A 26,221-nucleotide genomic window follows, 5' to 3' on the forward strand; every position below is an offset into this window, starting at 1 on the left:
GAGATGCTTGCCCGATGTGTGCTGAATCGGCGTATCGTCCGCGTTTCCGCCGCTCACCGTGCGACCATCGACGCATGGACGAGGTTGCCGTGCATCCGCTGTGGGGCCGTCTGGTGCTCTTCGTTTTCGCCGTACTGGATATCGCGGCGTGTGTCTGGACCGCCACGCACCTGCGGCCCGGTGGTGCGGGCGCGGTGGCGAACTTCTTCAGCTACTTCACGATTCAGTCCAATATCGTGATCATCGCGGTCCTGCTGATCATCGCGGCGCGCGATCCGCAGGGCCGCCGCTGGCAGATCGTGCGCGGCGCGGCGACCCTGTACATCACCATCACCGGCATCGTCTACGCCCTGCTGCTGCAGAATGTCGACGTCGATATCGAGTACCCGTGGACCAATGATGTCCTGCACCGCGTCACCCCGCTGGTGGCGCTGGCCGACTGGCTGCTGGTGCCCGCCGCGCTCGGCGTGACCGCGCGCCTGGCCGGAGCCTGGCTGATCTACCCGATCGTCTACGGCGTCTACACCCTGATTCGCGGCCCCATCGTCGACTGGTATCCCTACCCGTTCATCGATCCCCGCCAGCAGGGCTATCTGTCCATGGCGATCGGCCTGGTCGTGCTGGTGGTGGGTTTCGTCGTGCTGGCGGTCGCGGTCATCGCGCTGGGCGATCTGGCAGCGGCTAGGCGAGCCCGCCGACACGCCGCGTCATGAAGACGCTGTGCGGATCCTCGTCGTAGTCCGCGAACGGACCGCACAGCGCGAACCCGTGACGCTCGTACAGCCGCACGGCCGGGAGGTAGAACTCCGACGCGCCGGTTTCGAGGCTCAGCCGGGTGTAGCCGCGGGCTTCCGCCTCGTCGAGGATGTGCCGCAGCAGGACCGAGGCGACGCCCCGTCCCTGGAATCCGGCCGCCGTACGCATGGATTTCACCTCGCCATGCGTGGGATCGAGTGCCTTGAGCGCCCCGCAGCCGGCCAGTTCACCGCCCTCCCACACTGTCCAGAAGGTGATGTCCGGCTTACGGAGGCCGTCGAGGTCGAGCGCGTGCATGCTGTCCTCGGGCGAGTTGTCCAGCATCTCGGCGACATGCGCCTCGAGCAGGGCGATCACCTCGGGGGCGGACAGGTCGTCGATCACGATGCGCATGGTCGTCAGGGTAGAGGCCGAAATTCGGTGGCTTCGGCGTGGTCCTCGACACCTCCGGCTCCATGAACACCGAGCTCCTCGGAAAGTCTTGGGCGCCATAGCCTCCTACGTGATGTGCTGCGTGTCCGGCATGAGCACGCCTACCTGATCACGCCCGGCGCCTCGCTGCCGTTCCGCCCGCGCGGTCCGGTGTTTCGCATGCGCTGAGAGCCAGCCGCCAATGGCCGCTCCGGTGGCGTTCATCAGCACGTCGTCCACCGAGGACACGCGGCCGAGATCCAGGGCGTACTGGGCGATTTCGAGTGATCCGGAGATCACCGCACCGACGGCGAACAGGCGGGCCGCGCCGGCGAGGGCGGGCAGGCGCAGCGGCAGCAGGAATCCGAGCGGCAGGAACAGCACCAGGTTGGCTCCGACCTGCACCACGGCGGCGGTGGCCGAATCGGTCAGCGTCTCGGCGAGATCCACCAGCGGCACCCAGCTCACCAGCCGTTCACCGGTGGTGGGCGTGAGGATCATCCAGATCCACGGCAGGGTGCCGCCGAGAATTCCGGCCTCGGCCAGGGTGTGGCGCAGGGCGATATCGCGTGCCACCCCTCGTCGCACGCGCCATCGCAGCGCGGCCCACCCTCCCGCCGCGAGTACCGGCAGCGCCAGCGCCCACACCGTCAGGACCCCGCCCCACATGTCCCACACCTGTCGCACGGCAACCACGCTAGCGGCGAAATGTGGTGAAACCGTGGAGAAGTCGTCGCGGTCCAAGTGGTTCCGAAATGAGACCGATTGGGTTAGTGTGCGGGGAGAACCGCATCCACGGGAAGGCCCAGTTATGCAGCCGTCGTATTCGGAATGGGTTGCCGGAGGCGAGCGCCTCACCATCGCCGGACATTCGATATTTCACCGTCAGGACGGTCCCGCCGACGGGCGGCCGGTCACCCTGCTGCACGGCTACCCGAGCTCCTCGCACGACTGGGTGTCCGTGCTCCCGGCCCTGACCGCCGCCGGACTGCGGGTGACCACACTCGACTACCTCGGCTTCGGCGCGAGCGACAAACCGGTCGGCCACGACTACCGCATGACCGAGCAGGCATCCCTCGTAGAGGAGTTGTGGCGTCACCTCGGCATCGGCGAAACCGCCCTGGTGGCACACGATTACGGCGTGAGCGTGGCGCAGGAGCTGCTGGCCCGCGACGCCACGCGGATCACCCGCAGCGCGTGGTTGAACGGCGGTCTCTATGTCGACCTGTACCGTCCGCTGCCGATCCAGCGCGTGATGATCGGGCCGCTGGGCAAGCTGCTCGGCCCGGTCATGGTCGAGCGCGCTTTCGCGGCGTCCCTGCGCCGCATCCTCGGGCGGCAGATCTCGGACGCGGATATGCACGAACTGTGGCTGGCCATGTCGGACAATGGCGGCCGGCGGGTGCAGTGGGGGTTGAACCGGTATCACGCCGAGCGGGTACAGCAGGCCGAACGCTGGCAGCGGGCACTCGAAACCTATTCCGGCCCCATGCTTTTCGTCTGGGGACCGGTCGACCCGATCAGCGGCGGACATCTGCTGCCCCGGCTGCGCGAACGACTGCCGCACGCCGAATTCGTGGTCCTCGACGAGGCGCCCGCGACCGGCCACTACCCCCAGCTGGAGAACCCGGCCGCCGTCGCGACCGCGCTGACGAAGTTTCTCGTCACGTAGCCGGGCCGAGCTGCTCCCGGCACGCCTGCCACGCCTGCGCCGAGAGCAGGTGGTGCGCTCGCTCGAACAGCTGGAACAGCGCCTCGCTGTACTTCTCCGCGAGCTCGCCGTTGTGCGCCAGCACATCCAGCTCGTTCGCGGCCGTGATCTCGACGAACGCCCGCAGGTCGGATCGGGGCGGCTCATAGGCCAGCCCGGTGAACCGATCCCGGAAGATCACCGGACTGCCGTGCAGCTGCGGGTACACGGCATCCCGATCACAACTGCCGTACAGGTAGACCAGCGCCTCGGCGTGATCACCGATGAGCGTGGCGAGCGTGCCGCGCTCCTCGGGCGGCAGCAGCGCCCGAGCGAACCCGTCGGTCCCATACGTGGCATGGCTGAGCCCGGCCAGCTGGACATCGACGGGCGCACCCCACCCGGCCAGCGTGTCGCCAACCCGGATCAGATGGGCGAGCAACGTGCCGCCGGGGTGGGGTATGCCCTCGGCTCCCCGCTCGCGAAGGAACTGCTCGACACGCTCCCGCTGAGCCGGAATCTCCCCGAGATCGTTCATATCCCCAGTCTCGTCCGGTTTCGCCGGTGTGGCCACAACGATCGACTCCTTCGATCGCGTGCATCGGTCGCGCCGGATCCCCGGCGGGCGGGGCGCTACGGGTGCCGACCTGGGGAAGGGGATCCGCCGACCGGTTGCCGGTATCGGTTGCGGACAAATCTTCGCCGACGCCGCGCCGCTGATGCGAGCATAGAGGGTGAGGCTCGGGTGCTCGCCGTGCTGAAAGGTGGTGGGGTGTGGCCGCATTCGTGGAGGAATACAGCGCCCTCCGCTGGTTGGCCGTGGCGGCTTTCGGTCTGGCAGCCCTGATCGTCCTGCGCCGTCTGGCCGCGGTACAGCCGGGCGCGGCGGCGATGCTCACGCCGGGCGCGAGCCGCTTCGCGCCGGGCGGGTCCGATACCGCCGCGCCGTCGCACCGCGGCGTGCGCGCGATCGACCCCGAATCCGATGCGGCCCATCTGCTCATGTGCCTGGTGATGCTGGCCATGCTGGTTTTCCCGGCGACCGTCGAGCCGCGTGCCCTGCACGGTGTGCTGACAGCCATGACGCTGGTCTACGCGCTGCTGTTGGTCGGCCGGATTCTGCAGTGGCGCAACCTGACCCGGGTGCCGGACCGGAACGAGTCATCGCTACGCGACCGCGCGGCGTCGCCGAGCGCGGCGATAGTGCCCGGCCCGACGCCCGCCGGAGGCGTGGCCCCCACCGCGATGCCCGGCGCGGTGCTGCCCGGCGAGGGAGTCATGGCCTTCGCGTATCACGTGGTGGCGGCCGCGGCCATGCTCTATGCGATGAGCGGGCACGCGGTGTCCGGGCATACCGCGCCCGAGCCCGCGCCGATGGTGGCCTTGGCGGCGCTGTTTCTGGCGGATGCGCTGGCGATGGCGGTGCCATCGTCGAGATCGGCTCTGCGCCATATCTTTCCGCATCCGATCGGGGTCGGCGGGCCGGTTGCCGTGCTGCCGCATGTGGTGATGGACCTGGGGACGGCGTACATGCTGATCGCCGCGGCGATGGGCTGATCACCGGGGGTAGTTCGCGCTGCTCACGAGCGTGATGGTGTGATGGTGAGGAGTCGGTCGGCTACCCGGGTGGGTGGCTCGGTGTCGGTGTGACGGAGGTGTTCGATGGGTTCGCTGTGGCATGGCTTCGCCGATATGGGTGCGGTCGAGAAGGACGGGGCGTTCGTGGTGGCGCGCGGTGAGGGCGCCTATATCTGGGATGAGCAGGGGACTCGCTACCTGGACGCGACCGCCGGGCTGTGGTTCACGAATGTGGGGCACGGGCGGCGGGAGATCGCCGATGCCGTGTCGAAGCAGCTGGGGGAGATCGCGCACTACTCCAACTTCGGTGACCTGGCCTCCCCGGTGCTGCGGGAGCTGGCCGAGCGGCTGTCCGGTATCGCGCCGGTGCCCGGCAGCAAGATTTTCTTCACCTCGGGCGGCTCCGACGGTATCGACACCGCGGCCAAGCTGGCCCGGCGCTACTGGCACGAGCAGGGCAAGCCCGAGAAGAACATCATCGTCGGCCGCCAGAAGGCCTATCACGGCATGCACGTCGCGGGTACCGCGCTCGCGGGCATCCCGGTGAACCGTGAGGGCTGCGGCGAGCTCATGACCGATGCGCGCACCGTCGCCTGGGACGACGCCGCCTCGCTGTCCGCGCTCATCGCCGAGCTCGGCGCGGACCGCATCGCCGCGTTCTTCGCCGAGCCGATCATCGGCGCGGGCGGCGTCTACCTGCCGCCGCAGGGCTACCTCACCGAGGTGCGCCGCATCTGCCGCGAGAACGACATCCTGTTCGTGGCCGACGAGGTGGTGACCGGCTTCGGCCGCATCGGCGGATCCTGGTTCGCCTCTTCGCGGTTCGATCTGGAACCCGACATCATGACCACCGCCAAGGGCTTGACCTCCGGCTACCTGCCCATGGGCGCGGTGTTCATCGCCCCGCGCGTCGCCGAGCCGTTCTTCGCGGGCGGCGTCTGGTTCCGCCACGGCTACACCTACGGCGGCCACGCCGCCTCCGCCGCGGCTGCCATGGCCAACCTCGACATCATCGAGCGTGAGAATCTGCTCGACGCCAGCAAGAACCTGGAATCCCTGCTGCACGAGCACTTCTCGCCGCTGGCGGAGCACCCCCGGGTGGCCGAGGTCCGCAGCGGCCTGGGCGCGGTCACCGCCGTCCAGCTCGCCGACCCCGCCGAGGCCCTCGCCATGGTGAAAACCCTGCGGCAGCACGGCGTCTCGACCCGCGCCGCCGGTCAGGGCGCGCTGCAGATCTCGCCCACCTTCGTCATCACCGAGGCGCAGGTCGCCGATATGGCCGCCGGTTTCGCCGCAGCCCTGGGTTAGCCCGAACCCGCACCCGTCAGTGCTGGCCGTCCCCGCTGGAGATCTCTCCGGCGGGGAGGTGGCGTAGCTTCGCGACTGCCAGCGCGGACACCGCCAGCGCCGCGACCGCCGCGATGCCGACGATCAGATGCATGCCCTGGACGAAGGATTCGCGCGCGGCCTGGAGGACGGCCTCGCCCAGCGGTCCGGGTAGGGTCGCCGCGACCTCGACCGCCGCGCCGAGGGTGTCGCGTACGGCTTCCGCGCCCGGAATTCCGTGCGGCAGTGTGTCATCCAGCCCGCCGCGATAGATGGCGATGCTGATACTGCCCAGGACCGAGATACCCAGTGCCCCACCGAGTTCCGCGGCGGTCTCGGACAAACCCGAGGCGGCTCCGGCCTGTTCCGGCGGGGCCGAGCCGACGATGAGTTCGGTGGTGATGCCGAACACCGGTGCGAGGCCCAGCGCGATGAGCGAGGACGCGATCACCACCGGCAGCGGATGACCGTCCACCGGCACCTGCGTCAGCATGGCCAGACCGATCGCGGCCAGGGCCATGGCGGCCCCGATCAGGTAGGCAGGCCGCACGAACCGCACGATGTGCGGCGCGGCCTGCGAGCCGATGATGAATCCGAGGCTCGACGGCGCCATCACCAATCCGGCCTTCAGCGGCGACATTCCGAGCACCAGCTGGAAGTATTGCGCCACGAACAGGAAATACCCGAACGCCACGAAGATGCCGATCATATTGATGGCCAACGCCGTTCGGAACGTACCGAAGCGGAACAGGCGCAGATCCAGCATCGGATCGGGCCGGTTCAGCTGCCGTCGCACGAACAGCGCACCCGCCGCGAGACCGACGGTCAGCGCCACCAGCGGCACGATTCCCGCACCATCCTGGGCGAAGTTCTTCATGGCGAGTACCAGCGAGATCATGGCGACCACACTCAACGCCGCGCTGATCAGATCGAGCCGCCCGGCCTCCTCGTCGCGGAACTCCGGCAGTACACGCGGCCCGAGCACCAGCAGGAGCACCATCACCGGCACGGCCAGCAGGAACACCGACCCCCACCAGAAGTGTTCGAGCATCAATCCGCCCAGCACCGGCCCGATCACGCCACCCGCCGAGAACGCCGTCACCCACGCACCGACGGCCAGTGACCGCTGCCGCGCGTCGCGAAACATGTTGAAGATCAACGACAGGGTGGAGGGCGCGATGGTGGCACCCGCGATGCCGAGCAGCGCGCGGCACAGAATCAGGGTCTCGGCGGTGGGCGCGAAGGCCGCCAGCACCGACACCACGCCGAACAGCACGGCGCCGTACATGAGCAGTTTGCGTCGCCCGATCCGATCCCCGAGTGTGCCCATGGTGATCAGCAGCCCGGCCACCAGGAACCCGTAGACATCGATGATCCACAGCAGCTGTGAGCTGGTTGGCTGCAGCTGCGCACTGATCTGCGGTACGGCCAGATGCAGCACCGTGAGATCCATGGCGTACACCAGGCATGCGAGCGTGAGTACGCCCAGCCCGATCCATTCCCGTTTGCCGGCGCGCTCATCCAGCGCGTCGGACGGCATGGGTCCGATGGTGGTGGACACGGCAGATTTCCTTCCGATCGGGATGCGGCAACTGCCTGTGTTGACGTCGCGGTGTCCACCATCTCATCGCCCACCGACAAGAAACCGCAATCGAATTTCGGCTGCCGCCACCCGCCCGGCCACCGCGCCGTCCTCGAATCAGCGAGGTGGGGAAGGGTTTTCGAACACAGACCGGAGGATCAGATGACGACCGGATGGTCTGCGATTACCCGCCCGCCCAATCGCACCCAGCCGTCGGAATCCCATTCGGTGTAGAGCTGGGAGCCCTGGCCCTGGGTGATGTAGACCCCGCGCTGCAACTGGGCGGTGAGTGCGATGGCCGCCGCGCCGGTAGCCTCGTCCTCGGCGATTCCCATGGCGGGGGCGAACATTCGAGTGCGGACGGTGCCGCGCGCCTCGTCGTTCCAGCCCCAGGCGTAGTGCTGGCCCTCGGGGAAGTCGGCCGGGTCCAGGGTGGCAAGCTCCGCCAGGTCGGAGAATTCGTGGAACTCGAATTTGGGGGCCCATTCGTAGCGGGCGCGGATCCAGGTGACGCCGTCGGTCAGTGGTGACACCTCGACCGGGCCGGCGGGGACGTCGAGCACCGCGACGGGCTTGCCGAGCATGGCCAGCCACCAGGCGGTGCCGACGGTGGGGTGTCCGGCGAAGGGGAGTTCCACGGCGGGGGTGTAGATGCGCACGGTGGCGCGGTCGGCGGCGGGTTCCTCGACCACCACGGTTTCGCTGTATCCGGCGCGGGCGGCGAGGGCCTGATGGTCGACGCCGGTGACGTCGGCGGCGCGGGCGATGCCCAGCGGATTGCCGAACCGGCCCGCCGTATCGGTGAACACGCGTACGACTTCGAGCTGAGTGCTATCGCTTTCGGGAGTACCCATGAACGCCGAGCTTACCGATGGTTACCGCGCGGCGGGAGGGGTGCATCGGTCCAGCATGTCGGTCAGAGCGGTCTTTTCGGTGGGCTGGACGGTCAGATCCCAGCGCGCTTTCACCGCTATCCAGCGGCGGGCGTAATCACACCAGTACGATTCGTGAGGCTTCCACTGATCCGGGGTTTTCGAGCCCTTGTCCTGATTTGCCTGCTTCTCCACGGCCAGCAGGTTCCCCACATCGTTGGCGAACTGCTCGCGCCGCCCGGCGTCCCATTCCGAGGCCCCGGACCGCCACGCGTCACCGAGTGCGACCACATGATCGAGTTCGATGCCGGAGGCGTGGAACCGGTTGTAGGGCAGCCGCGCCCCGGTGTAGGGATCGTGCAGCACCCCGGACAACACCATGCACGAATTACTGTCTGCCAGACGCACTTCCGTGAGATCACGCTTCATGACCGTCTCCCGCGCGGTGCATCCGCCGGACAGTACGGGCTCGCCGCCGTGGCCCGACCAGCCCGACCCGAAGGCATTGCGGTCGTAGGATTCCCAGTTGCGATTCCAGGCGACGCGCAGCCGATCCAGCTCGCCTCGCGCCCCCACCGCGTCCGGTACGACCGTCCCGGTCGAGTCGGAGGTGGGCGCTGCCGCGGTGTCGGCGTCCTGCCGGTTGAGCCAGAGGGCCGACCCGGCCGCGGCAGCCGCCGCGAGCACGACGGCGGTGGCGAAGAACTTGCGCCGGCGGCGCCGGCCGGTGGTCCGGGATCGCGGGGGCATGCCGCGCAGTCTATGGCTCGATCCGAATCCTCCCGATGAACGTTGCAGACCGGTGACCCGATTGCAGCTATCTGGTGGCAAATCTGGAGCGAGTGTTCACCGGAACGCCGAAAGGGCTGTGTACCGGTCGGGTACACAGCCCTTTCAGCTGTCGGAGGGAAAGACCCCGCGGATCAGACCGACGCGGTGGCCAGCGCCTCGGTGGACGCCACGGCCTGGCCGACACCGGCCACGATCGCGGCGGCCCGCAGCGATTCGAAGATCACCTCGCGCGACACGCCCGCCTCGCGCAGCGTGTTCTCGTGCGCCTCCAGGCAGTGCTGGCAGCCGTTGATCGAGGAGACCGCGAACGACCACAGCTCGAAATCGGCCTTGTCCACGCCCGGGTTGCCGATGATCTGCATGCGCAGACCGGCGCGCAGGTCGTCGTACTTACCCTCGAGGAACGCCTTGCCACGGTAGAACACATTGTTCATGCCCATGATCGAGGCGGCGCCCAGGGCGGCGTTGTACGCCTCGGCCGACAGCACATCGGCCGCTTCCTCGGCGATCTCGCGCAGCGTGGTGGCCGACCGGGTGGCGGCAGCCGAGGCCAGCAGGGTGCCCCACAGCTGCTGCTCGTTCAGCACGGTGGTGCGCGCGATCGAGGACAGGTTGAGCTTCAGATCCTTGGCGTACTCCGGCAGGGAGTTCTTCAGGTTCTCGACAGACAAAGCGAAACAGCTCCTTCTAGAAAGCGACTCAGACCGAGGCCGACAGCAGTTCGCCGGCGTTGATGGTCGGGTCGCCCTTCTTCCAGTTGCAGGCGCACAGCTCGTCGGACTGCAGGGCGTCGAGCACCCGCAGCACCTCGTCGACATTGCGGCCGACGGAACCGGCGGTCACGGACACGAACTGGATCTCGTTGTTCGGGTCGATGATGAAGGTGGCGCGGTCGGCGACGCCGTCGGCGTTGAGAACGCCGGTGGCAGCGGCCAATTCACGCTTCAGATCGCTCAGCATGGGGAAGGGGAGGGTCTTCAGATCCTCGTGCTGGGCACGCCACTGGAAGTGCACGAACTCGTTGTCGACAGACGCACCCAGCACCTGCGCGTCACGATCGGCGAACTCCTCGTTCAGCTTGCCGAAGGCGGCGATCTCGGTCGGGCACACGAAGGTGAAGTCCTTCGGCCAGAAGAAGACGATGCGCCACTTGCCGGCGTAGTCGTCGCTCGAGATCTGGGTGAAGTAGTCGTCGGGCTGCTGCGCGTTCACCTGCGAAAGGTCACCGCCGATAACAGCCTTGAGGTTGTAGGCGGGGAACTGGTCGCCGATGGTCAGCAGGGGCATGCTTGCTCCTCTTTCGTAGTCGATTCGATCGTGTCGTGACTCTCGCGAACGATCTTGCCCAAACCTCGATAAAAGGTAAAGGTGATCGGTCGCACTATACTGATAGGCGTGACTGATCAAACTTATCAGCCAACCCTGTCGCAGCTGCGTGCGTTCGTGGCGATCGCGGAATATCGCCATTTCGGAACGGCCGCAGCGCGGTTGAGCGTGAGCCAGCCCACGTTATCGCAGGCTCTGGCATCACTGGAAAACGGGCTCGGGCTGCAGCTGATCGAACGCAGTACGCGGCGGGTGCTGGTCACGCCCGCCGGTAAACGGCTGCTGCCCCAGGCCATGGCGACGCTCGAGGCGGCGGATCGATTCGTCGCCTCGGCGGCGGGTTCCGGACTCGGTGGCACGCTGCGCATGGGCATCATCCCGACGGTAGCCCCGTATGTGCTGCCCGCGCTGTTGCCCGAATTACGCCGGGAACTGCCGAGTTTGGTGCCACATGTGATCGAGGATCAGACGACGCGGCTGCTGGACGGGCTGCGGTCGGGCGTGCTGGACGTGGCGCTGCTGGCGCTGCCCACCGATGCCTCCGGTCTGGTCGAGATTCCCCTGTACACCGAGGAATTCGTGCTGGTGGTGCCGCGCGGGCACGAATTCGCCGGGCGCAGGGACCTGTCCGCCCGCGACCTCGACAGTCTCCCGCTGCTGCTCCTCGACGAGGGGCACTGCCTGCGCGATCAGACGCTGGATCTGTGCCGTTCGAACGACGCGCACCCCGGCACGGTCGGGGACACCCGTGCGGCATCACTGGCCACGGTGGTGCAGTGCGTGGCAGGCGATCTCGGCGTGACGCTCATCCCCGAGATGGCGGTGGCCTCCGAAACCTCGCGCGGCACACTGGATATCGCCCGCTTCGCCGCGCCCGCGCCGGGGCGCACGCTCGGGCTGGCCTTCCGCGCCTCCACCGCGCGCACCGAGGACTACGAACACCTCGCGGGGATCATCCGCGCGCTGCGGCCGGTGTGACCGGGCTCGGTTGCGGCATACCGTCCGCTCTGGAACCCTCGGGCCGGTGCGGATTCATCACCTGAATTGCGGAACCATGCGGGGCCTGGTCGATCACTGCCTGCTGATCGAAACCCAGAACGAACTCGTGCTCGTCGACACCGGATTCGGGGTGGAGACGGTCCGCAATCCTGGGAAGATGCTGGGCCCTACGCGATTCACGCTCGGCGCGAAGCTGGCCGAATCCGAGACCGCGATCCGGCAGATCCAGGCGCTGGGCCACGATCCGCGCGATGTCCGGCACATCATCCTCACGCATCTGGATGTGGACCACTGCGGCGGACTCTCGGATTTCCCGGAGGCCACGGTGCATGTGCACGGGCCGGAGTTCCGGGCCGCCACCGCGACGCCCACCTTCTCCGAGAAGCTGCGCTACCGCGCCGCGAACTGGTCGCACGGGCCGAAGTGGATGGTGAACGAGGTCGAGGGCGGCGAGGACTGGTTCGGCTTCCGCGCGGTGCGCGGGCTCGAGGGCCTGCCCCCGGAGATCCTGGTGGTGCCGTTGGCCGGACACACCCGCGGGCACGCCGGGGTCGCGATCGATACCGGCGCGGGCTGGCTACTACACGCCGGAGACTCGTATTTCGTGGAGAGTTCGATTCATCCGGAAACCCCTGTGACGCCGTTCTTCTGGAAGATGTACGAGACCGGATCGGTGCTGGGCGAGGCGTACCGGGAGAACCAGAAGCGGTTGCGCGAACTGCAGCGGCTGCACGGACATCAGGTGACAATCATCAATTCCCATGACGCGGTGGTGTTCGCGCGGGCGGCGGGGTTGTGAGCGCGGCACGGCGGTGGGGGAGGCGGCGGCTGCTGCCCGCGGCGGGTGATCCGCTGTTCGTGTACGGAACCCTGCAGTATCCCGAGGTGCTGAACGAATTGATCGGCCGCACACCGGAACTCGAACCCGCACAGGTGTCCGGGCGGCGGGCCGCGGCGCTGCCCGACCGGGTGTACCCGGGACTGGTCACCGCGACCGGCGCTGTCACGCACGGGTTTCTGCTGCGCGGGCTCACCGCCGGGGAGTGGCAGGTACTCGACGCCTTCGAGGACGATGAATACGACCTGACTCCCGTCTCGGCGCACGCGGGGGAGTGCGAGGTGTACGCGTGGACCTACACGTGGAAAGCCGAAGCACTGGAGCAGGATTGGTCGGTGCCGGTCTTCACCGCCGATCACCTGCCCTACTACGCCGCCAAATGCGCTGCGTGGCGGCGGGAACTGGTCTTGCTCACCGGGACTGTATGACGCGCGCCACATCCGTGCGGTAGATGTTGAGGGCATGGATACTCCAGGCATCGTCGCCGGCGCTCGCAGCCAATCCCTCGGAGATCTGTTGCGGCGCAGCGCCGCGCGGACCCCGTCCAAGACGGCGCTGGTCTGGCGGGAGCGGCGCGAATCCTTCGCCGAACTGGACGCGGCGGTCAACCGGGTGGCGCACAGTCTCGCCGATCGCGGTGTGGCACAGGGCGATCGGATCGCGCTCTACACCCACAACTGCCGGGAATTCGTGCTGGCGTACTTCGCGCTCGCGCGGCTGGGCGCCATCTCCGTGCCCATCAACTTCACGCTCACCGCCGACGAGGTCGCCTATATCCTGCGCCATTCCGGTGCCAGCGGCCTGATCGCCGAGGACGCGCTCACCGCCGAAGTCGAAGCGGCGCTGAAACAGCTGAACGCCAACGACTTCCGCGTACTGGGCTGGATCGGCCTGAACGGCCTGCCGATCACCACAGGCTGGGAGGACGTGTCGGCCTGGGAAACCCACGCCGATGCCACCGCACCCGGCGTCCCGGTGGGCGGCGACGACCCCATCCAGATCATGTACACCTCCGGCACCGAATCGCGCCCCAAGGGCGCGGTCCTGTCCAGCAGCGCCCTGATCGCCCAGTACGTGAGCACCATCGTCGACGGCCGCATGACCGCCGACGACATCGAAGTGCACGCCCTCCCGCTCTACCACTGCGCTCAACTGCACTGTTTCCTCACCCCCGACCTCTACCTCGGCGCCACCAGCATCCTGCTCCCCACCCCCGACCCGGCCACCCTGTTGCGCACCATCGAAACCGAGCGCGCCACAAAGCTTTTCTGCCCGCCCACGGTCTGGGTCTCCCTGCTCCGCCACCCCGACTTCGACTCCTACGACCTGTCCTCCCTGCGCAAGGGCTACTACGGCGCGAGCATCATGCCCGTCGAAGTCCTGCACGAACTCTCCGCCCGCCTCCCCGGCGTAGCCCTCACCAACTTCTACGGCCAGACCGAATTGGCCCCACTGGCAACGGTTCTCGCCCCGAAGACCAGCTCACCAAACCCGGCTCCGCGGGTCGCCCGGCCCTCAATGTCGAAACCCGCGTGGTCGACGACGAGGGCGTGCCGGTGCCCCCCGGCACGGTCGGCGAAATCGTGCACCGCTCCCCGCAGGCCATGCTCGGCTACTGGAACGACCCGGAGAAAACCGCGGAAGCCTTCCGCGAAGGCTGGTTCCACAGCGGCGACCTCGGCGTCCTGGACGCCGACGGCTACCTCACCATCGTCGACCGCAAGAAGGACATGATCAAAACCGGCGGCGAGAACGTGGCCAGCCGCGAGGTCGAGGAAATCCTCTACCGACACCCCGAGATCTCCGAAGCCGCTGTGGTGGGCATCCCGCACCCGCACTGGATCGAAGCCGTCGCAGCCGTCGTCGTTCCCCGCGCCGGTACGGCACCGGCCGTGGAATCCATTGTTGCCCACTGCAAACAGCACCTGGCCGGATACAAGGTCCCCAAATACATCGCCTTCGCCGTAGCGCTCCCCAAGAACCCGAGCGGCAAAATCCTCAAACGCGAACTCCGCACGGAATACGCGACTCTCGCCGAGCAGTAACTCACGCGATCTCATCCACATGCGCGATATTCGCGCGATCGCCGGGGTCGGTACTGGCGGCCCCGGCGAACCACGCATCCAATATCTCGCCTAACTGCGCCCGCGAGGTCAGCCGCAAACTCAACGCCAGCACATTGGCGTCATTCCACTTCCGCGCCCCCTCAGCGGAATACGCGTCCACGCACAACGCCGCCCGCACCCCCGCCACCTTATTGGCCGCGATCGAGGCCCCCGTCCCCGTCCAACAGCACACGACAGCCTGATCCGCCCGCCCCTCGGCCACATCCCGCGCGGCAGCCTCACTGGCCCACGCCCAGTCGTCTCGCTCCTCCGCCTGCAGGGCGCCGTGTACGACTACCTCATGGCCGCGTTCCCGCAGCTCTTCGACCACCACATTCGCAACGCCCGTGATTTCATCCGCCGCCACCGAAATCCGCATGAGTCGATTGTGTCCCACCCGCGCGCCGGAACCGACGCTGCCGGGCCGAGGCGCGACGTCCGCCGCCCCGGACTTCTTCGCCACTTCTTCCGCACGCCGCAGAGCGGCCCACTGTGCCAGCGCGTCGTCGGCGAATGTCGAAACCATTTCGCTGAAGACTTTTCGCTGTTCCGGGCTGAGGCCGGCACGCCCTTCTGCCTCGAGGATCCGGAATATCTCGGTGCGGTACCTGCTGTTCGGTTGATCGGTCACCGGCCCGCCGTCACCCGAACAACTCGTCGATTGTGTGCGCGGTGGCAGCCCGCCGGGTCCACACGTCGAGTTGGTCGAGGTCGGAGCAGTCATCGATGCGTGATCGCGCCACTTCGTTGTTCGTGCGTCGGGTGTCGACACCAGCAGAACGGTGGGGCAGCGCAGACGTGCGCGCAAGGTGGTGAGGTAGACCGGCCAGCTCCATATCTTGTCGACATCGGGTCGAAGTTGGACCTCGACGACGACACCCAGGACCGGCTGACTCGCTGCGGAGAGGACCACTACCGGGGAGCGAGGTCGGGCCGATTCGCGAAGAGCTCCAGCAACACCTCGTGCAGCGGAGAAGGCATGGTGCGAAATTACATACGTGGCATGAATTCTGTTGTCGAATAGCAGAATTAATGTTGGAAATGGCGAGACCGGTTGGTGGGTTCAGGATTAGAGCTGTTCAGTCGTGATCAATAGGCGGAGGTGCGCATCCGCCCACAGCGCGAGTGCGGCGGAATCGTTGGCAGTGACCAGCTGTCGGTGCAGGGCGGTGAGAGATTCTCCGGCGGCGCGCAGGCCGACACGTCGGAGTGCGGTGGAGGTTTCGGCGGCGCGGTCATACCAGGTCGGGGGGAGGTGGCGGCGGCCTCGGTGGGGGACCTCGGCGGTGAGGGAGAGCGCGGAGGCGAGCGTGGCTGCCAGTGGATCCTGGTGGGGGAGTGCGGTTCCGGGCTGGAGTTGATGGTCGGTGGCGGCGAAAGCGGGGACGTGGACCTTCGAGTCGGTGACCACCGCGGTGGGAGTGAGGGTCAGGCGGCCGTGTTGGCGTTCGAGGGAACCCGCCAAATAGTGGACGGGCCCGGCCTCGCCGGAGAGGGTGTGGGCCAGTGCGTCCAGGGCGCCGGGGGTGGCGCTGGAGTGGGTGTAGGTGATCAGGGCGGAGCCGGTGGGGGCGTGCAGGATGGCCTCGAGACGCTGTTCGCCTGGGAGGTAATGGATGTCGGTGATTTCGGAAACCGCCACGGCGCGAATGGATTCGCCGCGTACGCGGGGGCGGATCAGCGACGGGGGCAGGGCGGCCAGGCGGGTGGCCTCCGCGTCGAGGTCGGTCACGAGGAGTTCGGGCGGCAGCTTGGACCAGTCCCCGGAGGACGGGAGGACCGAGGTGCGCGCCACCCGGCTGTTGGCCAGGCGCACAGTGCGATTCGCCGACCGCACCGCGGATTCGGTGACCACGTTTCCGGCAGCCAGGTCGCTGTAGCGGGCCGATCCGGTCCGGCGGGCGGCCAGTGCGGTCGCAGACGGGGGTTCCGCACCGTCGGCAACGGTCACGGTGTGATGCAGCGTCAAGACGATCCGCGCTTCCGGATGTGCGAAATACACTTCGACACTGCGTGATTCGCTGTCGCCGGTCACGTTCGCGCCCAGCCCGGTCAACCGCAGATGCCGCAGCGGCGTCTGCGCGGATTCCTCGGTGCCGAGCACCGGAACCCAGTCCCGCGCGCTGGCACGCCCGCGGGCGACGAGTTCCGCCATGAGGGCGGCGGTGCGCAGCGGATCGTGCCGGGCGCTGCGGTCCCGGTAGGCGGCGAGTTGATCGAGGAGGTCGCCGAGCGCGTCGTACGGCCAGCGCGCACCCGCGCTGTCGAGTGCCCGCCCGGCTGCGGTGAACACGCCCGCGAGATCCGGACCGGCGTGCGCGACACCGTCGTTCAGCAGATCGGCCAGCGGCGGGAGCACCGTCGCGGTGGCGGCCACGGCGGCGGAACCGTCGGCGGATGCCCCGACGGTCACCTCCAGTGATTCGGCGGTGGCATCGAGTTCGTCCGCGACGCGATATGCCCACACCGCCAAAGCGATGGCATCGGTGCGACTGCCACGCGCGGCGTCGGCGCGGGCGTATCCGATCTCGTTCGGCACCAGGAAACGCACTGTCACCGCCGACAATTCGACCGACGGCACCGGATCGGCAACGGTCGGGCGGTGCACCTTCGCGCGATAACCGGCGCGGTGCGCTCGTCGCGCGGCAGTGAAGGCGCGTGCGCCGAGCAGTTCGCGCAAATGCTCGTCGGTGAACTCCGCAGGAGACCACTCGCGCGAAGCGGACCCGCCGCGCTCGCCTGTCCCAGCGGGGTCCGGTGGGGACGTGCTTGCGTCATCTGTGCGGGGCTTCGCCTTGTCGCCGCTGATCGCATCGGCGGGAACGGTCGCCGCCTCGCCGCGTGCGGGCTCGGTTGGCGGTGCGTCCGGTTCGCTTGCGTCGGAGCCTGTTTCAGCAGACGCACGGTAGGCCAGGACCGCCATCACTCGGTGGCGGCACACCGTGTTCGCCGCGCAGGTGCACGGGGAGGCTTCGAGGGTGGTGCCCGGCGGCAACGTGGTGCGGATACCGTCGGAGAAGGTGACTTCCACTGTGCCGTCCTGGGATTCGGTGACGGCAGGCGGGGTGGTGGCGTTCTCCTTGACGGCGCGCTTGAAGATGCCCCGGTTGGCCAGGGCGATGAGGGAGTCGTCGGTGAGGGCGAGGAGGTCGGGGCGCATGGTCATCCGATCGTGGAGGCGATGAAGTTCGCCAGCTCGCCGGGGGTCATGGCGCCGATGTGGACGCCGACATCGGCGAGGCGCTGCCCCATGGCGCGGTCGAAGGCGGGGTCGGCCTGTTCGTCGAGGGCGGCCAGGCCGAGCACGGTGGTGCCCTGGGCGACGAGGGCGGCGGCTGTGCGGACCAGCCAGTGTTCGCTGCCGCCCTCGTAGAAGTCGCTGATGCAGGCGATGATGGTGCGCCGGGGGTTTTCGACTAGCTGGGCCGCATAGGCGAAGGCGCGGCCGATATCGGTGCCGCCGCCGAGCTGGACGCGCATGAGCAGTTCGACGGGGTCGTCGACATCGTGGGTGAGATCGACGACTTCGGTGTCGAAGGCGATCAGATGGGTTTTGATGCCGGGCAGATTCCACAGGCACGCGGCGGTGACCGCGGAGTGGATGACCGAGCTCGCCATCGACCCGGACTGGTCGACAAGCAGGATGACCTGCCAGTTGTCCACGTGACGGCGAGTCCGGCCACGGAAATGCGCGGTCTCGACGTAGAGCTTGCGCTCCTCTGGACGGTAGTGGGACAGGTTGGCGCGCACCGTCTTCGGGAAGTCGAAGTCGGCGGCGCGCGGAATGCGGCTCGGCCGCCGGGAGCGGGTGCCGGTGAAACTGGCGCGGATCTCCTGCGCCAGCCGCTCCATGAGCTCACGCACGACCTGCTCGACAATGCGGCGCGCCATGCGCAGCACTTCCGGATTCATCAGGTGTTTGGTGCGCAGAACCGCGCCGAGCAGTTCGGCATTGGGCTCCATCCGCTCGAGCACGCCGGGATCGGTGAGGATCTCCTGTAATCCGAACCGCTGCACCGCATCCCGCTCGAGCCGCTCGATGGTGGCCTTCGGGAACAGCCGGTGGATCTCGTCGAGCCAGTCCACGGCCTGCACCACCGACGGCCCCAGCCCCCCAGTGCGGCGGATATCGCGCCGATCGTAGTCGCCGTCGCGTTCGTAGAGCCAGTCCAGCGCAGCGTCGCGCCCGGCCCCCTGATCGCTCAGTGCCGCACCGCAGGTCACGCCCTCCCCGGCCGCGCCGAGTATGAGCCGCCAGCGTTCCAGAGTCGGATCGAGCTCAGTCATGGCCACCTTCACCGGTTGTCGCGTCCAGCAGGCCGTGCTGGGCCAGCAGCCGATCGACCCGCAATTCCACCCCCTGCGCACGGGCGAGCACCCCCGCATCGACATCGAGTCGCAGCAGCGCCGTCGCGGAGGTGACGAGGCCGCGCATCTCGAGCAGCCGGGAGGCGATGCGCGCCCGTTCACGCGGCGGGAACCAGGCGAACGCCAGCCGCAGCGCGGGCAGAGCCGCGAGGAATTCGTCGCGGCCGAACCCTCCGACCAGCTCGTCGAGCACAGCCAGTAGCGCGGGCGGCGGTAAATCCGTGTCGCCGGAGTCCGTTGCGACCTGCGCCGCGGGTGCCGCACCGCTCATGCCGCCGGCGGCCCGGCCGATGCTCTTCAGGTCGCCGGACCCGGTGCCGCTCGGGTTCTCGCCGTTCGGGGTGATGGCACGGGTGGCGGGTTCGAGCAGCTCTTCCCGCGCGAGGGCGAACAGACCGGCCAGGAAATCTCCGAGGAGCTCGGGCGTGCCCGCGAGCCGGACGGATCGCACGATGTCGACGGTGCGTTCCGGGCTGAGGATCGATACGGCTCCCACCGCCGCACCCCGCAGGGCGGGTGGCCGGTCCGGCGCTGTGCAGCGGCTGAAAACGCCTGCCACATCGGCTCTTTCGACGGTCAGCACGGCGTCGGCGTGCAGGGCCGCGTCGCGGATGGCGACGAGCGCGTGCAGCAGGCCGTCATCGGCGGGCGCCGGGCCGCCGCGCACGCCCTCCACCAGCCACAGCAGTCGCCGCACGGCCGCGTCGACGAGCGTGGCCAGGGTCGGGGACTGGGCCGTCCCGAACAGTCGGTCGTGCCGCCACAATCCGAGGGTGACGGCAAGCAGTCGTCCGAGTCCCGTTGGCTCCGAAGCCGATTCGACGAGCACCCGCACACTGTCGACAATGCGCTCCGACAACTCCGACAGCCCGCACAGGGTGGCGTCGAACAGCACATCCGCCAGGCCGCCGGAATCGCTTCCCGCCGCGGCGAATCGCTCATCGAGCCGGGTCGCGGCCGCCTCCGCGCAGGTCGCGCCGAGCGATCCGGCCTCGATCAGCGCGGGCAGCCGATTATCGGACGGCGTGATCTTCCATTCCTCGTCCGACACCGGTGGCCGTCCCACCGCTGGACCCGAGATCCGCGCGAATCCGGGAATCCCGATGACCCGCAACCGATGCAGAACCCGGCCGGCATCCAGTCCCTCGGTGCTGCCCAGATCGAGGTGGAAGCGGCCCTCCTCCGGAATCCCGCACCGCGCCAGTTCGTTCGAGGTCTCGCGCACCAGCGGCGGATGCGGTGTCGCCTCGTGCAACCGCCCGACCGTGTCCCCGGACAGCGCCGCCACCATCTCGACCACCACCGGATCGGTGCCGGTCGGCAGTTGCCCGCGCCCGGTCCAGGGCAGCGGACGGTCCAGCGCCTCGGTGATGAGCGTGCCCGCCAGCCCGTCGAGAACATCGGTGCGCGACGGCGATTCATGCCCACGCAACCGGCTCAGCCCGACGGTCAGCGTGCGCGCCCCGATGAGCGAAGCTGTGGACACCGCCTGCCCCCGCATGCGCAGCCGCCGCACCACGGACCGGGTGATCTCCTCCGCGGCCGCGTCCGGCCCGTGCTCCCAGAGCCGCTGATAGTAGGCGGGAGAAGGCATTCCGGATTGATAGCCTCCGAAGGCGTCGAGCCGCCGGAAACTGAACGGCACCAGGTAACTTCCGCCGCTCCCGTCCTCCGGGACAACCGGCACCTCCGGCCAGTGGGCCGTGGGATCGCCGATTCCGTGACCGGCGGCTGGACCCATGCCGTCCCGCCCGCTGTCGACCGCACCGATTGTCGCGGCCGACGGCTGCGCGCCCGCCTTGGACTTCGTGCCGAGCCTGCCGTGGGCGATGTCGTCGCGGAGTCGACGAATCAGCGCCGGCCGGTGGAAGCCGCCGGTCACGACGACAATGTGCACCGGGGACGCGGCATCCGTGACCGTCGAGGCAGCGTCCCGCTCGGCCCCGCCCGTGATATCCGTGACCGCCGCGTGCACCCAGCGCGCCATGTACTCCTCGCGGATCAGATCGCGGGTGTCGGCGTCGTCGTCCCCGCGCACCAGGTCGAAATAGGTGGCCAGGCGCAGTGGGAGGGTGGCGGTGTCGCTCAGTTCGAACAGGTGGTCCCAGAGTGCGTCCACATTGTCGACGGCGAATTCCCGGCAGAGCCGGGCGACGGCGCGATCGTATCGGCGTTCGGTATCGGCGTACCGGTTCTCGGCCCCGTGGAAGGCGGTATGCCAGGCGGGCAGGTCGATGAATCGCACTGCCGCCCCCACCGCGCGACCTTCGGTGAGCCCGACCCACTCGGGGGAGTAGTCGCAGAACGGCGCCCAGGACATGTGCCGTGCCGTCGTATCCCGATAACTGGTGAATACGGCGATGGGCAGGTCGTGCCCGAGCAGCAGTTCGCCGAGGCGGTCGTTCATATCGGCGGGGCCCTCGATGAGGACGTGCGCGGGCCGCAGCGCGCGAATCGTGTCCCGGACCAGGCTGGCGCAGGCCGGGCTGTGGTGGCGCACGCCGATGAAGGTGATCCGCGCCGCGCCCAGCTCGATGGGGAGGTGCGATGTCGCCGCATCCGCCGGTGCGGCGGTGGGTGGCACGGGCATCAGCCCGGCAGCTGGAAGCGGGCGTCGTGCAACGCTTTCCACGCCCGTCCAGGTTTCCGCGGCACCTGCTGTTCCAGGTAGCGCCGCAGTCGCGCCAGATCCTCCGGATCGTCCTTGGACGCGGTGCCCGCCAGGCAGTGCACGATATCGGCGGCATCGCCGGATTCGCCGCGCAGATACCACCCGCGCAGCCCGACGGCGTGCGCCACCGATACCGCCTCGGCGGTGCTCATGACCGCCGACATGCGATCCAGCGCAGCACCGGATTCGGTTGCGCCGGTGCGCAGTTCCCGAAACGCGGTGACGAGGACCTCGAGCACATCCCGCTGCGGCGCCTGCGGAACGCCGGATCGCCGCAGCAGATTCTCCGCCTCCGCCTCCACCAGCGCGAGTTCCGCCGCGAAATCACTGATGGGGAAGACTGTTTCGAAGTTGAACCGGCGTTTGAGCGCCGCACTCATATCGTTGACGCCCCGGTCGCGGGTATTGGCGGTGGCGATGACATTGAATCCCTCGACGGCATAGGTCATCTCGCCCAGTTCGGGCACCGCCAGCACCCGATCCGACAGCAGCGACAGGATCGAGTCCTGCACTTCGAGCGGACACCGGGTGATCTCCTCGAATCGGACGATCTTGCCGTCCCGCATGCCGCGCATCATGGGCGCGGGCACGATCGACCGCTCCGACGGTCCCTCCGACACCAGCAGCGCGTAGTTCCACCCGTACCGGATCTGATCCTCGGTGGTGGCCGCGCCGCCCTGAATGGTCAGCGTCGAATCACCGGAGATGGCCGCCGAAAGCAGTTCGGACAGCAGCGATTTCGCTGTGCCCGGTTCGCCGGTGAGCAGCAGTCCCCGGGTCGTGGCCAGACTCACCAGCGCACGATCCACCAGCGACGCGTCCCCGACGAACTTGCGCGCGATCCCCAGCTTCGGGTCGCCCACGATGAACCGCTTGGCCGCATCCACACTCAACGCCCACCCCGGCGGCGTGGGCGCGGTGTCGTTGTCGCGCAGCCGCGCCAGATCATCGGCCCACCGCAGCTCGGCGGGCGGCCGCTGCATGTGCTCGGTCGTGGTGGTCAACGGTGCTCCTGCGGGTCGATGTCCGAATATTCGATGTCGGAGTTGTTCATGCGAAAACGTACTCCAGGTCGCGGAGCAGCTCCGAGGCCGTGACGGGATCGAGTGTGCCGAGCGGGTAGGTGATGTGATCGCGCCAATACCGGTGTTCTTCACCCGTGTTGCCCAGCCAGATCCGGTCCAGCGCCTGATGATCGCCGCGGATGTCCGGTGGCATCGCGGCGCTGTACCCCGGCTCCAAGCAGACGATGAACGAGCGGCCGTCGCCGAAGACCCGGAACAGGCAGTCGATATCCCCGTTCCCCTGCGGTTCTTCGCGTTCCCAGCCACGGGCCACCAGGCGCATGGGATTGCCTGCGGGCACTTCGATCCGCTCGAGCCGGTCCAGCCGGTGTGCCGCGGCTTCGGCGTCGGTGAGCCGGTGTGTCTCCCGATCGAGCTGCGGGAAAGGCTGCAGCAGTTCGTAATCGGCGAAGATCTCACCCCAGGCGGAGCGGGTGTCACCCAGATGCAATGGGTGCGCGACCCCGACCGTCGTGTCCTCGGGGAAGCTGAGTTCGTCGTCGCGCGCGTCGGCCAGACTGCCGTCCTCGGCCACCCGGAACGATCCGGTGACCGCACCATCGGCATCGAAGGTCGCCCACACCAGCCGCCGGGTCAGCCGGCCGATCAGCGGATGCTCGATGAACAGCTGCCGATGCTCGGCGGCGGTCCAGCGCCGGCCCAGCACCATCGCCTCCTCGAGCCGCCGGAGCTGAATGCCCGCAACAGCTTTCACATCTTTCTTGAATGCGGCGAAGGCCCTGTGTGCGGTCGGCGCGAGTTCCGGATCATCGGAGGCACCGGGTTTCGGGAGAGTTTTCCGCGCTGCGCCGCCGGCATCATTGATAGTGGGGCGCAGCTGCTCGTCCAGCCCGATGACGAAGGCGCGCGGACCGTAATCCAGGTACAGCGTCCCGTCCTGCCGCAGGCCGAGATCGGGAACGAGCCGGTCGCCCAGCTGTTCTGTGCTCAGCCCGCGCTCCTGCGCGATCCGCGCGATCTTCTCTGTCGCAAGGGTTTTGATGCCGTTGAACTTGACCTTCTCGGCAATCCCGTTGAGCTGCATGAGGGCCAGATCGGTGCCGATCGCGGCCAGCACGTTGAGCCCCCGCACCGCGCGCTGGTGTGCGGACTCGCCCGGCCAGGCCCGGATGAGCGGGGTGAGCTTGCGCGCCGTCTCGTCGTCACCGTACTCCGCCAGGGCGCGCATGATCCAGCCCTCGGTGGGTGGATACTCCTGTACCCGCCAGGACTCCAGCAGTGCCCAGGTGAATTCGGCCAGCGACGCCGGATCGGCGGCTTGCGCTATCAGGTCGACGCCGGGATACCCGCCCTGCTGCTCCGCGATGGCCAGGGTGGTGCACACCGTGGCGACAACACTGTCCGGTAGTGCGGTTCTGTTGTGGCGCAGGACGATCGGCGGCAACGCCGCCGGGATCAGCCAGCTGGGTAGCGCCGGGATCTTGGCTGGAAGGTGGTGCAGGGGATCGGCGATCAGCTCGATTTCCAGCGCCGCGACCGCCTGCTCCCCGTACACGGCGGCAGCCTCGATCAGACTGTCGCGGTATCCGCGCCGCGCGAGCAGATGCAGTGCTGCCCAGGCGGTTTTGCGTGGCCTCGTGGGCTTGTCGAGCGCGGTGGAGACCAGATCCGCCGCAGCGCGGGCATGATGGCGTTCCAGCCACGGCACGGCGATGCGGGCGGTCGTCGGCTTGCCCAGCAGTCCGGCCATGAAGGCGGTGATCTCGGTCCCGGTCGCCGGGGCCAGTACCTCGGCTCGCTGGGCCGGATCCCGCCGCACCGCCGCGAGGATCAGCGGCAGCACTCGATCACCGAAGCGGCCGAGCAGTCGCATCATTCCCGTGGTGTTGGACCAGAAGTGGTCCGGTTCAAGCAGATCCAGATGCGGGGCGACGAGTTCGGTTGGCGCGGTGGCGAACAACCGGACGAGCGTGTAGGGCGCATTGCCCACGTTCGCGATGGCCGCCGAGATTGCCGTGTCCCAGTCCTGCGCTGCCGGGGAGTCCGGCCGCTCCTCGGGGAAATTGGTGGGGGTGTCGGCCCACAGCTCCTGTTCTCCAGCCTGCCACGACAGTTCGATCGGCCGCGCCGTGCCGAGGCCACGCAGCACGATCTCGTCGGCGGAGGGTTTCGGCTGCTCCCACGGTGGAGTACGCAGGAACTCCGGCAGCTCGTCCGGCGTGGCGATGCCGTCGCAGGCGACCGTGCCGCGCGGGGCGTCCGCCACGATGCCGAGCTCGGCGGCGATCTCGGGGTGCGTGTGCGTCTGGGTGCGCAGGAGGCCCGCTACTACCGTCGAGCGTGCGGACCGCGCCGCCAGCATGCGCAGGGCCCGCCGTGGGAACCGCGTGATCGCGTCCTGCAGCGCACCCCGCACCGGTTTCCGGTCGATGCGATCGAGCAGCAGGTCGAAGGCTTCGTCGGTCGGGAACTGCGCGAGCAGATCGGCCAGCTCACGCTGCATGTCGGGTCGTGAGCCGGTCTTGTCCAGCGCTTCGGCTACGAGCGTTGCGAGCTCCGGCCCGATCACGGCGGTCACGGTGGCGCGCGATGACGGCCAGGCGAGCATCCGGCCGTCCGGGTGCCACAGTGCGGTCACCTGCGCGAGGGTGGTCGCCGACGCGACCATGCCCAGCCACGCGTCGTCGCGGTCGGACTGGTTGAACTGCAGTCCGGCGGCCAGGTCGTCGTCGAGCCAATCCTGCTGTGCCGGAGCGAGATACGTGATCGCCAGCCGGACACTGCGGGCCGCCGGATTGCGTTGGGCGCTGAGTCGCTCGACGACGGCGCGATAATCGTCCTCGGGCAGTTCGGTCAGTATGTCCCGCAGTCTCCGCAGTATCGGACGACATGTTTTGGAGTAGCAGGCAGCGGGGTGGAGGGGCCGCACGTGGGTGTCGGTTTGATAGGGAATCGTCATGCCCGCCAATCGGATCACCGAATCGACGGCGAACATCAGGCCGTGCCCGGTGATCCAGGCGTCCACGATTCGGTCGTCGGGCAGCCGCCGACGACCGACGGGCTGCCCGTACCGGGAGCCGACGTGCTGGGTGATGAGTGCGAGGGTGGCCGCACCGAGCGGGGTGGCCTGTCCGCCTTCCCACAGGGCGGTGCCGGCCTCGGCGATCTCGCGGTGCCCGGCGGCCGCGGTGGCGTGCAGAATTGTGCCGATGCGCTCGTCCTCGAACGCCTCCCGGTGAATGACCTGCGCGTCCTGGCACAACACGATTGTGCGTGCGGGACTGCGCCCCCGGAATCCTTCGGCGTCGGCCCACCAGGAGTCCGGTACGACCCATTCGTCCTCGTCCAACTGCCGCGCCACAGCCACTACGGTCCCTCCCCGGTATTCGAAATCCTGTCCCGCTGATCGCACTGTAATCGTGATCGGTGACAAGTGAATCCGGTGGGTTACCGGCAATCGGGTGAGGTCGCGCGTGATCGCCGAGACGGTGACAAGTCCGGGGTGCGGTACGGGTGTCGGCCGCGGATCGGCCTGGCCCCCTCATTGCGGTCAGGCCGATCCGCGGGTGCGATCAGCGTCGTGCGATCGCTTCGAACACGGTGGGGTCGACGAGCGTGGAGGTGTCGCCGAGTTCGCGGCCTTCGGCCACGTCGCGCAGCAGGCGGCGCATGATCTTGCCGGAGCGGGTCTTGGGAAGTTCGGGGACGACGTGGATCTCACGCGGGCGGGCGATGGGGGAGATCTCGCGGGACACTTCGGCTTTGAGCTCCGTCACGAGGTCTGCGCCCGTGTCCTCGGCGTCGGCGGTGAGGATCACGAAGGCGACGATGCCCTGACCGGTGGTGGCGTCGGATGCTCCGACGACGGCGGCTTCGGCGACG

The 26,221-nt window shown here is 68.4% G+C and carries 22 protein-coding genes and 1 pseudogene; 8 read left to right on the forward strand and 15 right to left on the reverse strand.

Annotation, left to right across the window (positions count from 1 at the left end; translation table 11 throughout):
* The first annotated feature begins 74 nt into the window (after positions 1 to 74).
* Entirely contained in the window at positions 75 to 713 is a 639-nt protein-coding gene (locus tag JK358_RS31630) for a Pr6Pr family membrane protein (RefSeq protein WP_201954825.1), read from the forward strand.
* Here JK358_RS31630 and JK358_RS31635 read toward each other — a convergent pair.
* Positions 682 to 1,149, reverse strand: coding sequence for a GNAT family N-acetyltransferase (locus JK358_RS31635; RefSeq protein WP_201954826.1), 468 nt, complete (start codon positions 1,147 to 1,149; stop codon positions 682 to 684). The two genes, JK358_RS31630 and JK358_RS31635, sit on opposite strands and share 32 nt — an antisense overlap.
* A 105-nt stretch (positions 1,150 to 1,254) precedes the next feature.
* Positions 1,255 to 1,854: a VanZ family protein gene (locus JK358_RS31640; protein WP_201954827.1), complete on the reverse strand. Its 600-nt coding sequence runs from the start codon at positions 1,852 to 1,854 to the stop codon at positions 1,255 to 1,257.
* 124 nt (positions 1,855 to 1,978) lie between these two features.
* Between JK358_RS31640 and JK358_RS31645 the strand changes: the two genes are divergently transcribed.
* Complete coding sequence (locus JK358_RS31645; RefSeq protein ID WP_201954828.1) at positions 1,979 to 2,839, forward strand: alpha/beta fold hydrolase; 861 nt, start codon at positions 1,979 to 1,981, stop codon at positions 2,837 to 2,839.
* Here the strand turns inward: JK358_RS31645 and JK358_RS31650 are convergent.
* Positions 2,832 to 3,395 (reverse strand): DUF6817 domain-containing protein, encoded by a 564-nt coding sequence (locus JK358_RS31650; protein WP_201954829.1) that lies wholly within the window; start codon positions 3,393 to 3,395, stop codon positions 2,832 to 2,834. The genes JK358_RS31645 and JK358_RS31650 overlap by 8 nt on opposite strands.
* Positions 3,396 to 3,631: 236 nt before the next feature.
* On the opposite strand from JK358_RS31650, the gene JK358_RS31655 reads away from it, so the two are divergent.
* Together JK358_RS31655 and JK358_RS31660 are read left to right on the forward strand one after the other, a co-directional pair.
* Positions 3,632 to 4,414: a DUF5134 domain-containing protein gene (locus JK358_RS31655; RefSeq protein ID WP_201954830.1), complete on the forward strand. Its 783-nt coding sequence runs from the start codon at positions 3,632 to 3,634 to the stop codon at positions 4,412 to 4,414.
* Positions 4,415 to 4,519: 105 nt separating this feature from the next.
* On the forward strand, positions 4,520 to 5,743 hold the full coding sequence (locus JK358_RS31660; protein WP_201954831.1) for an aminotransferase family protein: 1,224 nt from the start codon (positions 4,520 to 4,522) through the stop codon (positions 5,741 to 5,743).
* A gap of 16 nt (positions 5,744 to 5,759) precedes the next feature.
* Here the strand turns inward: JK358_RS31660 and JK358_RS31665 are convergent, their stop codons facing one another.
* From JK358_RS31665 to JK358_RS31685, 5 genes are all read right to left on the reverse strand, one after another.
* A complete protein-coding gene (locus JK358_RS31665) occupies positions 5,760 to 7,322 on the reverse strand; it encodes an MFS transporter (RefSeq protein WP_307817831.1) in 1,563 nt (520 codons plus the stop codon).
* Positions 7,323 to 7,501: 179 nt separating this feature from the next.
* Positions 7,502 to 8,197: a PhzF family phenazine biosynthesis protein gene (locus tag JK358_RS31670; protein WP_201954832.1), complete on the reverse strand. Its 696-nt coding sequence runs from the start codon at positions 8,195 to 8,197 to the stop codon at positions 7,502 to 7,504.
* Between the two features lie 21 nt (positions 8,198 to 8,218).
* The gene (locus JK358_RS31675; protein WP_201954833.1) at positions 8,219 to 8,965 is read right to left on the reverse strand and encodes an HNH endonuclease family protein; all 747 of its coding nucleotides are present in this window, start codon (positions 8,963 to 8,965) and stop codon (positions 8,219 to 8,221) included.
* A 173-nt stretch (positions 8,966 to 9,138) separates the two neighbouring features.
* The gene (gene ahpD, locus JK358_RS31680) at positions 9,139 to 9,678 is read right to left on the reverse strand and encodes an alkylhydroperoxidase, AhpD family (RefSeq protein ID WP_201954834.1); all 540 of its coding nucleotides are present in this window, start codon (positions 9,676 to 9,678) and stop codon (positions 9,139 to 9,141) included.
* A 28-nt stretch (positions 9,679 to 9,706) separates the two neighbouring features.
* Positions 9,707 to 10,294, reverse strand: coding sequence for a peroxiredoxin (locus JK358_RS31685; RefSeq protein ID WP_201954835.1), 588 nt, complete (start codon positions 10,292 to 10,294; stop codon positions 9,707 to 9,709).
* A gap of 108 nt (positions 10,295 to 10,402) precedes the next feature.
* On the opposite strand from JK358_RS31685, the gene JK358_RS31690 reads away from it, so the two are divergent.
* The 4 genes and pseudogenes from JK358_RS31690 (at position 10,403) to JK358_RS31705 (ending at position 14,215) form a co-directional block, all read left to right on the forward strand.
* Positions 10,403 to 11,311 (forward strand): hydrogen peroxide-inducible genes activator, encoded by a 909-nt coding sequence (locus tag JK358_RS31690; protein ID WP_201954836.1) that lies wholly within the window; start codon positions 10,403 to 10,405, stop codon positions 11,309 to 11,311.
* Positions 11,312 to 11,357: 46 nt separating this feature from the next.
* Entirely contained in the window at positions 11,358 to 12,131 is a 774-nt protein-coding gene (locus JK358_RS31695) for an MBL fold metallo-hydrolase (RefSeq protein WP_201954837.1), read from the forward strand.
* Positions 12,128 to 12,598 (forward strand): gamma-glutamylcyclotransferase family protein, encoded by a 471-nt coding sequence (locus JK358_RS31700; RefSeq protein WP_201954838.1) that lies wholly within the window; start codon positions 12,128 to 12,130, stop codon positions 12,596 to 12,598. Before JK358_RS31695 ends, JK358_RS31700 begins: the two co-directional genes overlap by 4 nt.
* A 34-nt stretch (positions 12,599 to 12,632) precedes the next feature.
* Positions 12,633 to 14,215: pseudogene (locus JK358_RS31705) on the forward strand (acyl-CoA synthetase).
* Between the two features lies 1 nt (position 14,216).
* Here JK358_RS31705 and JK358_RS31710 read toward each other — a convergent pair.
* From JK358_RS31710 to JK358_RS31740, 7 genes are all read right to left on the reverse strand, one after another.
* Positions 14,217 to 14,801 carry an RpiB/LacA/LacB family sugar-phosphate isomerase gene (locus JK358_RS31710; RefSeq protein WP_232852182.1) on the reverse strand — a complete coding sequence of 195 codons (585 nt, stop codon included), beginning with the start codon at positions 14,799 to 14,801 and terminating at the stop codon, positions 14,217 to 14,219.
* Between the two features lie 543 nt (positions 14,802 to 15,344).
* Positions 15,345 to 17,441, reverse strand: coding sequence for a YehQ family protein (locus JK358_RS31715; protein WP_201954839.1), 2,097 nt, complete (start codon positions 17,439 to 17,441; stop codon positions 15,345 to 15,347).
* Positions 17,438 to 18,562, reverse strand: coding sequence for a VWA domain-containing protein (locus JK358_RS31720; protein WP_201954840.1), 1,125 nt, complete (start codon positions 18,560 to 18,562; stop codon positions 17,438 to 17,440). Before JK358_RS31720 ends, JK358_RS31715 begins: the two co-directional genes overlap by 4 nt.
* Entirely contained in the window at positions 18,555 to 21,233 is a 2,679-nt protein-coding gene (locus tag JK358_RS31725; protein WP_201954841.1) for a DUF5682 family protein, read from the reverse strand. Before JK358_RS31725 ends, JK358_RS31720 begins: the two co-directional genes overlap by 8 nt.
* The gene (locus tag JK358_RS31730; RefSeq protein WP_201954878.1) at positions 21,233 to 22,297 is read right to left on the reverse strand and encodes an ATP-binding protein; all 1,065 of its coding nucleotides are present in this window, start codon (positions 22,295 to 22,297) and stop codon (positions 21,233 to 21,235) included. Before JK358_RS31730 ends, JK358_RS31725 begins: the two co-directional genes overlap by 1 nt.
* 67 nt (positions 22,298 to 22,364) lie before the next feature.
* Positions 22,365 to 25,700: a DUF4132 domain-containing protein gene (locus tag JK358_RS40500; protein WP_201954842.1), complete on the reverse strand. Its 3,336-nt coding sequence runs from the start codon at positions 25,698 to 25,700 to the stop codon at positions 22,365 to 22,367.
* Between the two features lie 211 nt (positions 25,701 to 25,911).
* A partial coding sequence (locus tag JK358_RS31740; protein ID WP_443677915.1) for an AMP-binding enzyme occupies positions 25,912 to 26,221 on the reverse strand: 310 nt, incomplete at its 5' end.

The organism is Nocardia acididurans (assembly GCF_016741815.1).
Classification (GTDB): Bacteria; Actinomycetota; Actinomycetes; order Mycobacteriales; family Mycobacteriaceae; genus Nocardia; species Nocardia acididurans.

Bases quoted from the DNA above. Each gene is read 5' to 3' on its own strand.
- JK358_RS31630 (WP_201954825.1), top strand. From the start codon at position 75: ATGGACGAGGTTGCCGTGCATCCGCTGTGGGGCCGTCTGGTGCTCTTC.
- JK358_RS31635 (WP_201954826.1), bottom strand. From the start codon at position 1,149: ATGCGCATCGTGATCGACGACCTGTCCGCCCCCGAGGTGATCGCCCTG.
- JK358_RS31645 (WP_201954828.1), top strand. From the start codon at position 1,979: ATGCAGCCGTCGTATTCGGAATGGGTTGCCGGAGGCGAGCGCCTCACC.
- JK358_RS31650 (WP_201954829.1), bottom strand. From the start codon at position 3,395: ATGAACGATCTCGGGGAGATTCCGGCTCAGCGGGAGCGTGTCGAGCAG.
- JK358_RS31660 (WP_201954831.1), top strand. From the start codon at position 4,520: ATGGGTTCGCTGTGGCATGGCTTCGCCGATATGGGTGCGGTCGAGAAG.
- JK358_RS31670 (WP_201954832.1), bottom strand. From the start codon at position 8,197: ATGGGTACTCCCGAAAGCGATAGCACTCAGCTCGAAGTCGTACGCGTG.
- JK358_RS31675 (WP_201954833.1), bottom strand. From the start codon at position 8,965: ATGCCCCCGCGATCCCGGACCACCGGCCGGCGCCGCCGGCGCAAGTTC.
- JK358_RS31685 (WP_201954835.1), bottom strand. From the start codon at position 10,294: ATGCCCCTGCTGACCATCGGCGACCAGTTCCCCGCCTACAACCTCAAG.
- JK358_RS31710 (WP_232852182.1), bottom strand. From the start codon at position 14,801: ATGGTTTCGACATTCGCCGACGACGCGCTGGCACAGTGGGCCGCTCTG.
- JK358_RS31715 (WP_201954839.1), bottom strand. From the start codon at position 17,441: ATGACCATGCGCCCCGACCTCCTCGCCCTCACCGACGACTCCCTCATC.
- JK358_RS31720 (WP_201954840.1), bottom strand. From the start codon at position 18,562: ATGACTGAGCTCGATCCGACTCTGGAACGCTGGCGGCTCATACTCGGC.
- JK358_RS31725 (WP_201954841.1), bottom strand. From the start codon at position 21,233: ATGCCCGTGCCACCCACCGCCGCACCGGCGGATGCGGCGACATCGCAC.
- JK358_RS31730 (WP_201954878.1), bottom strand. From the start codon at position 22,297: ATGCAGCGGCCGCCCGCCGAGCTGCGGTGGGCCGATGATCTGGCGCGG.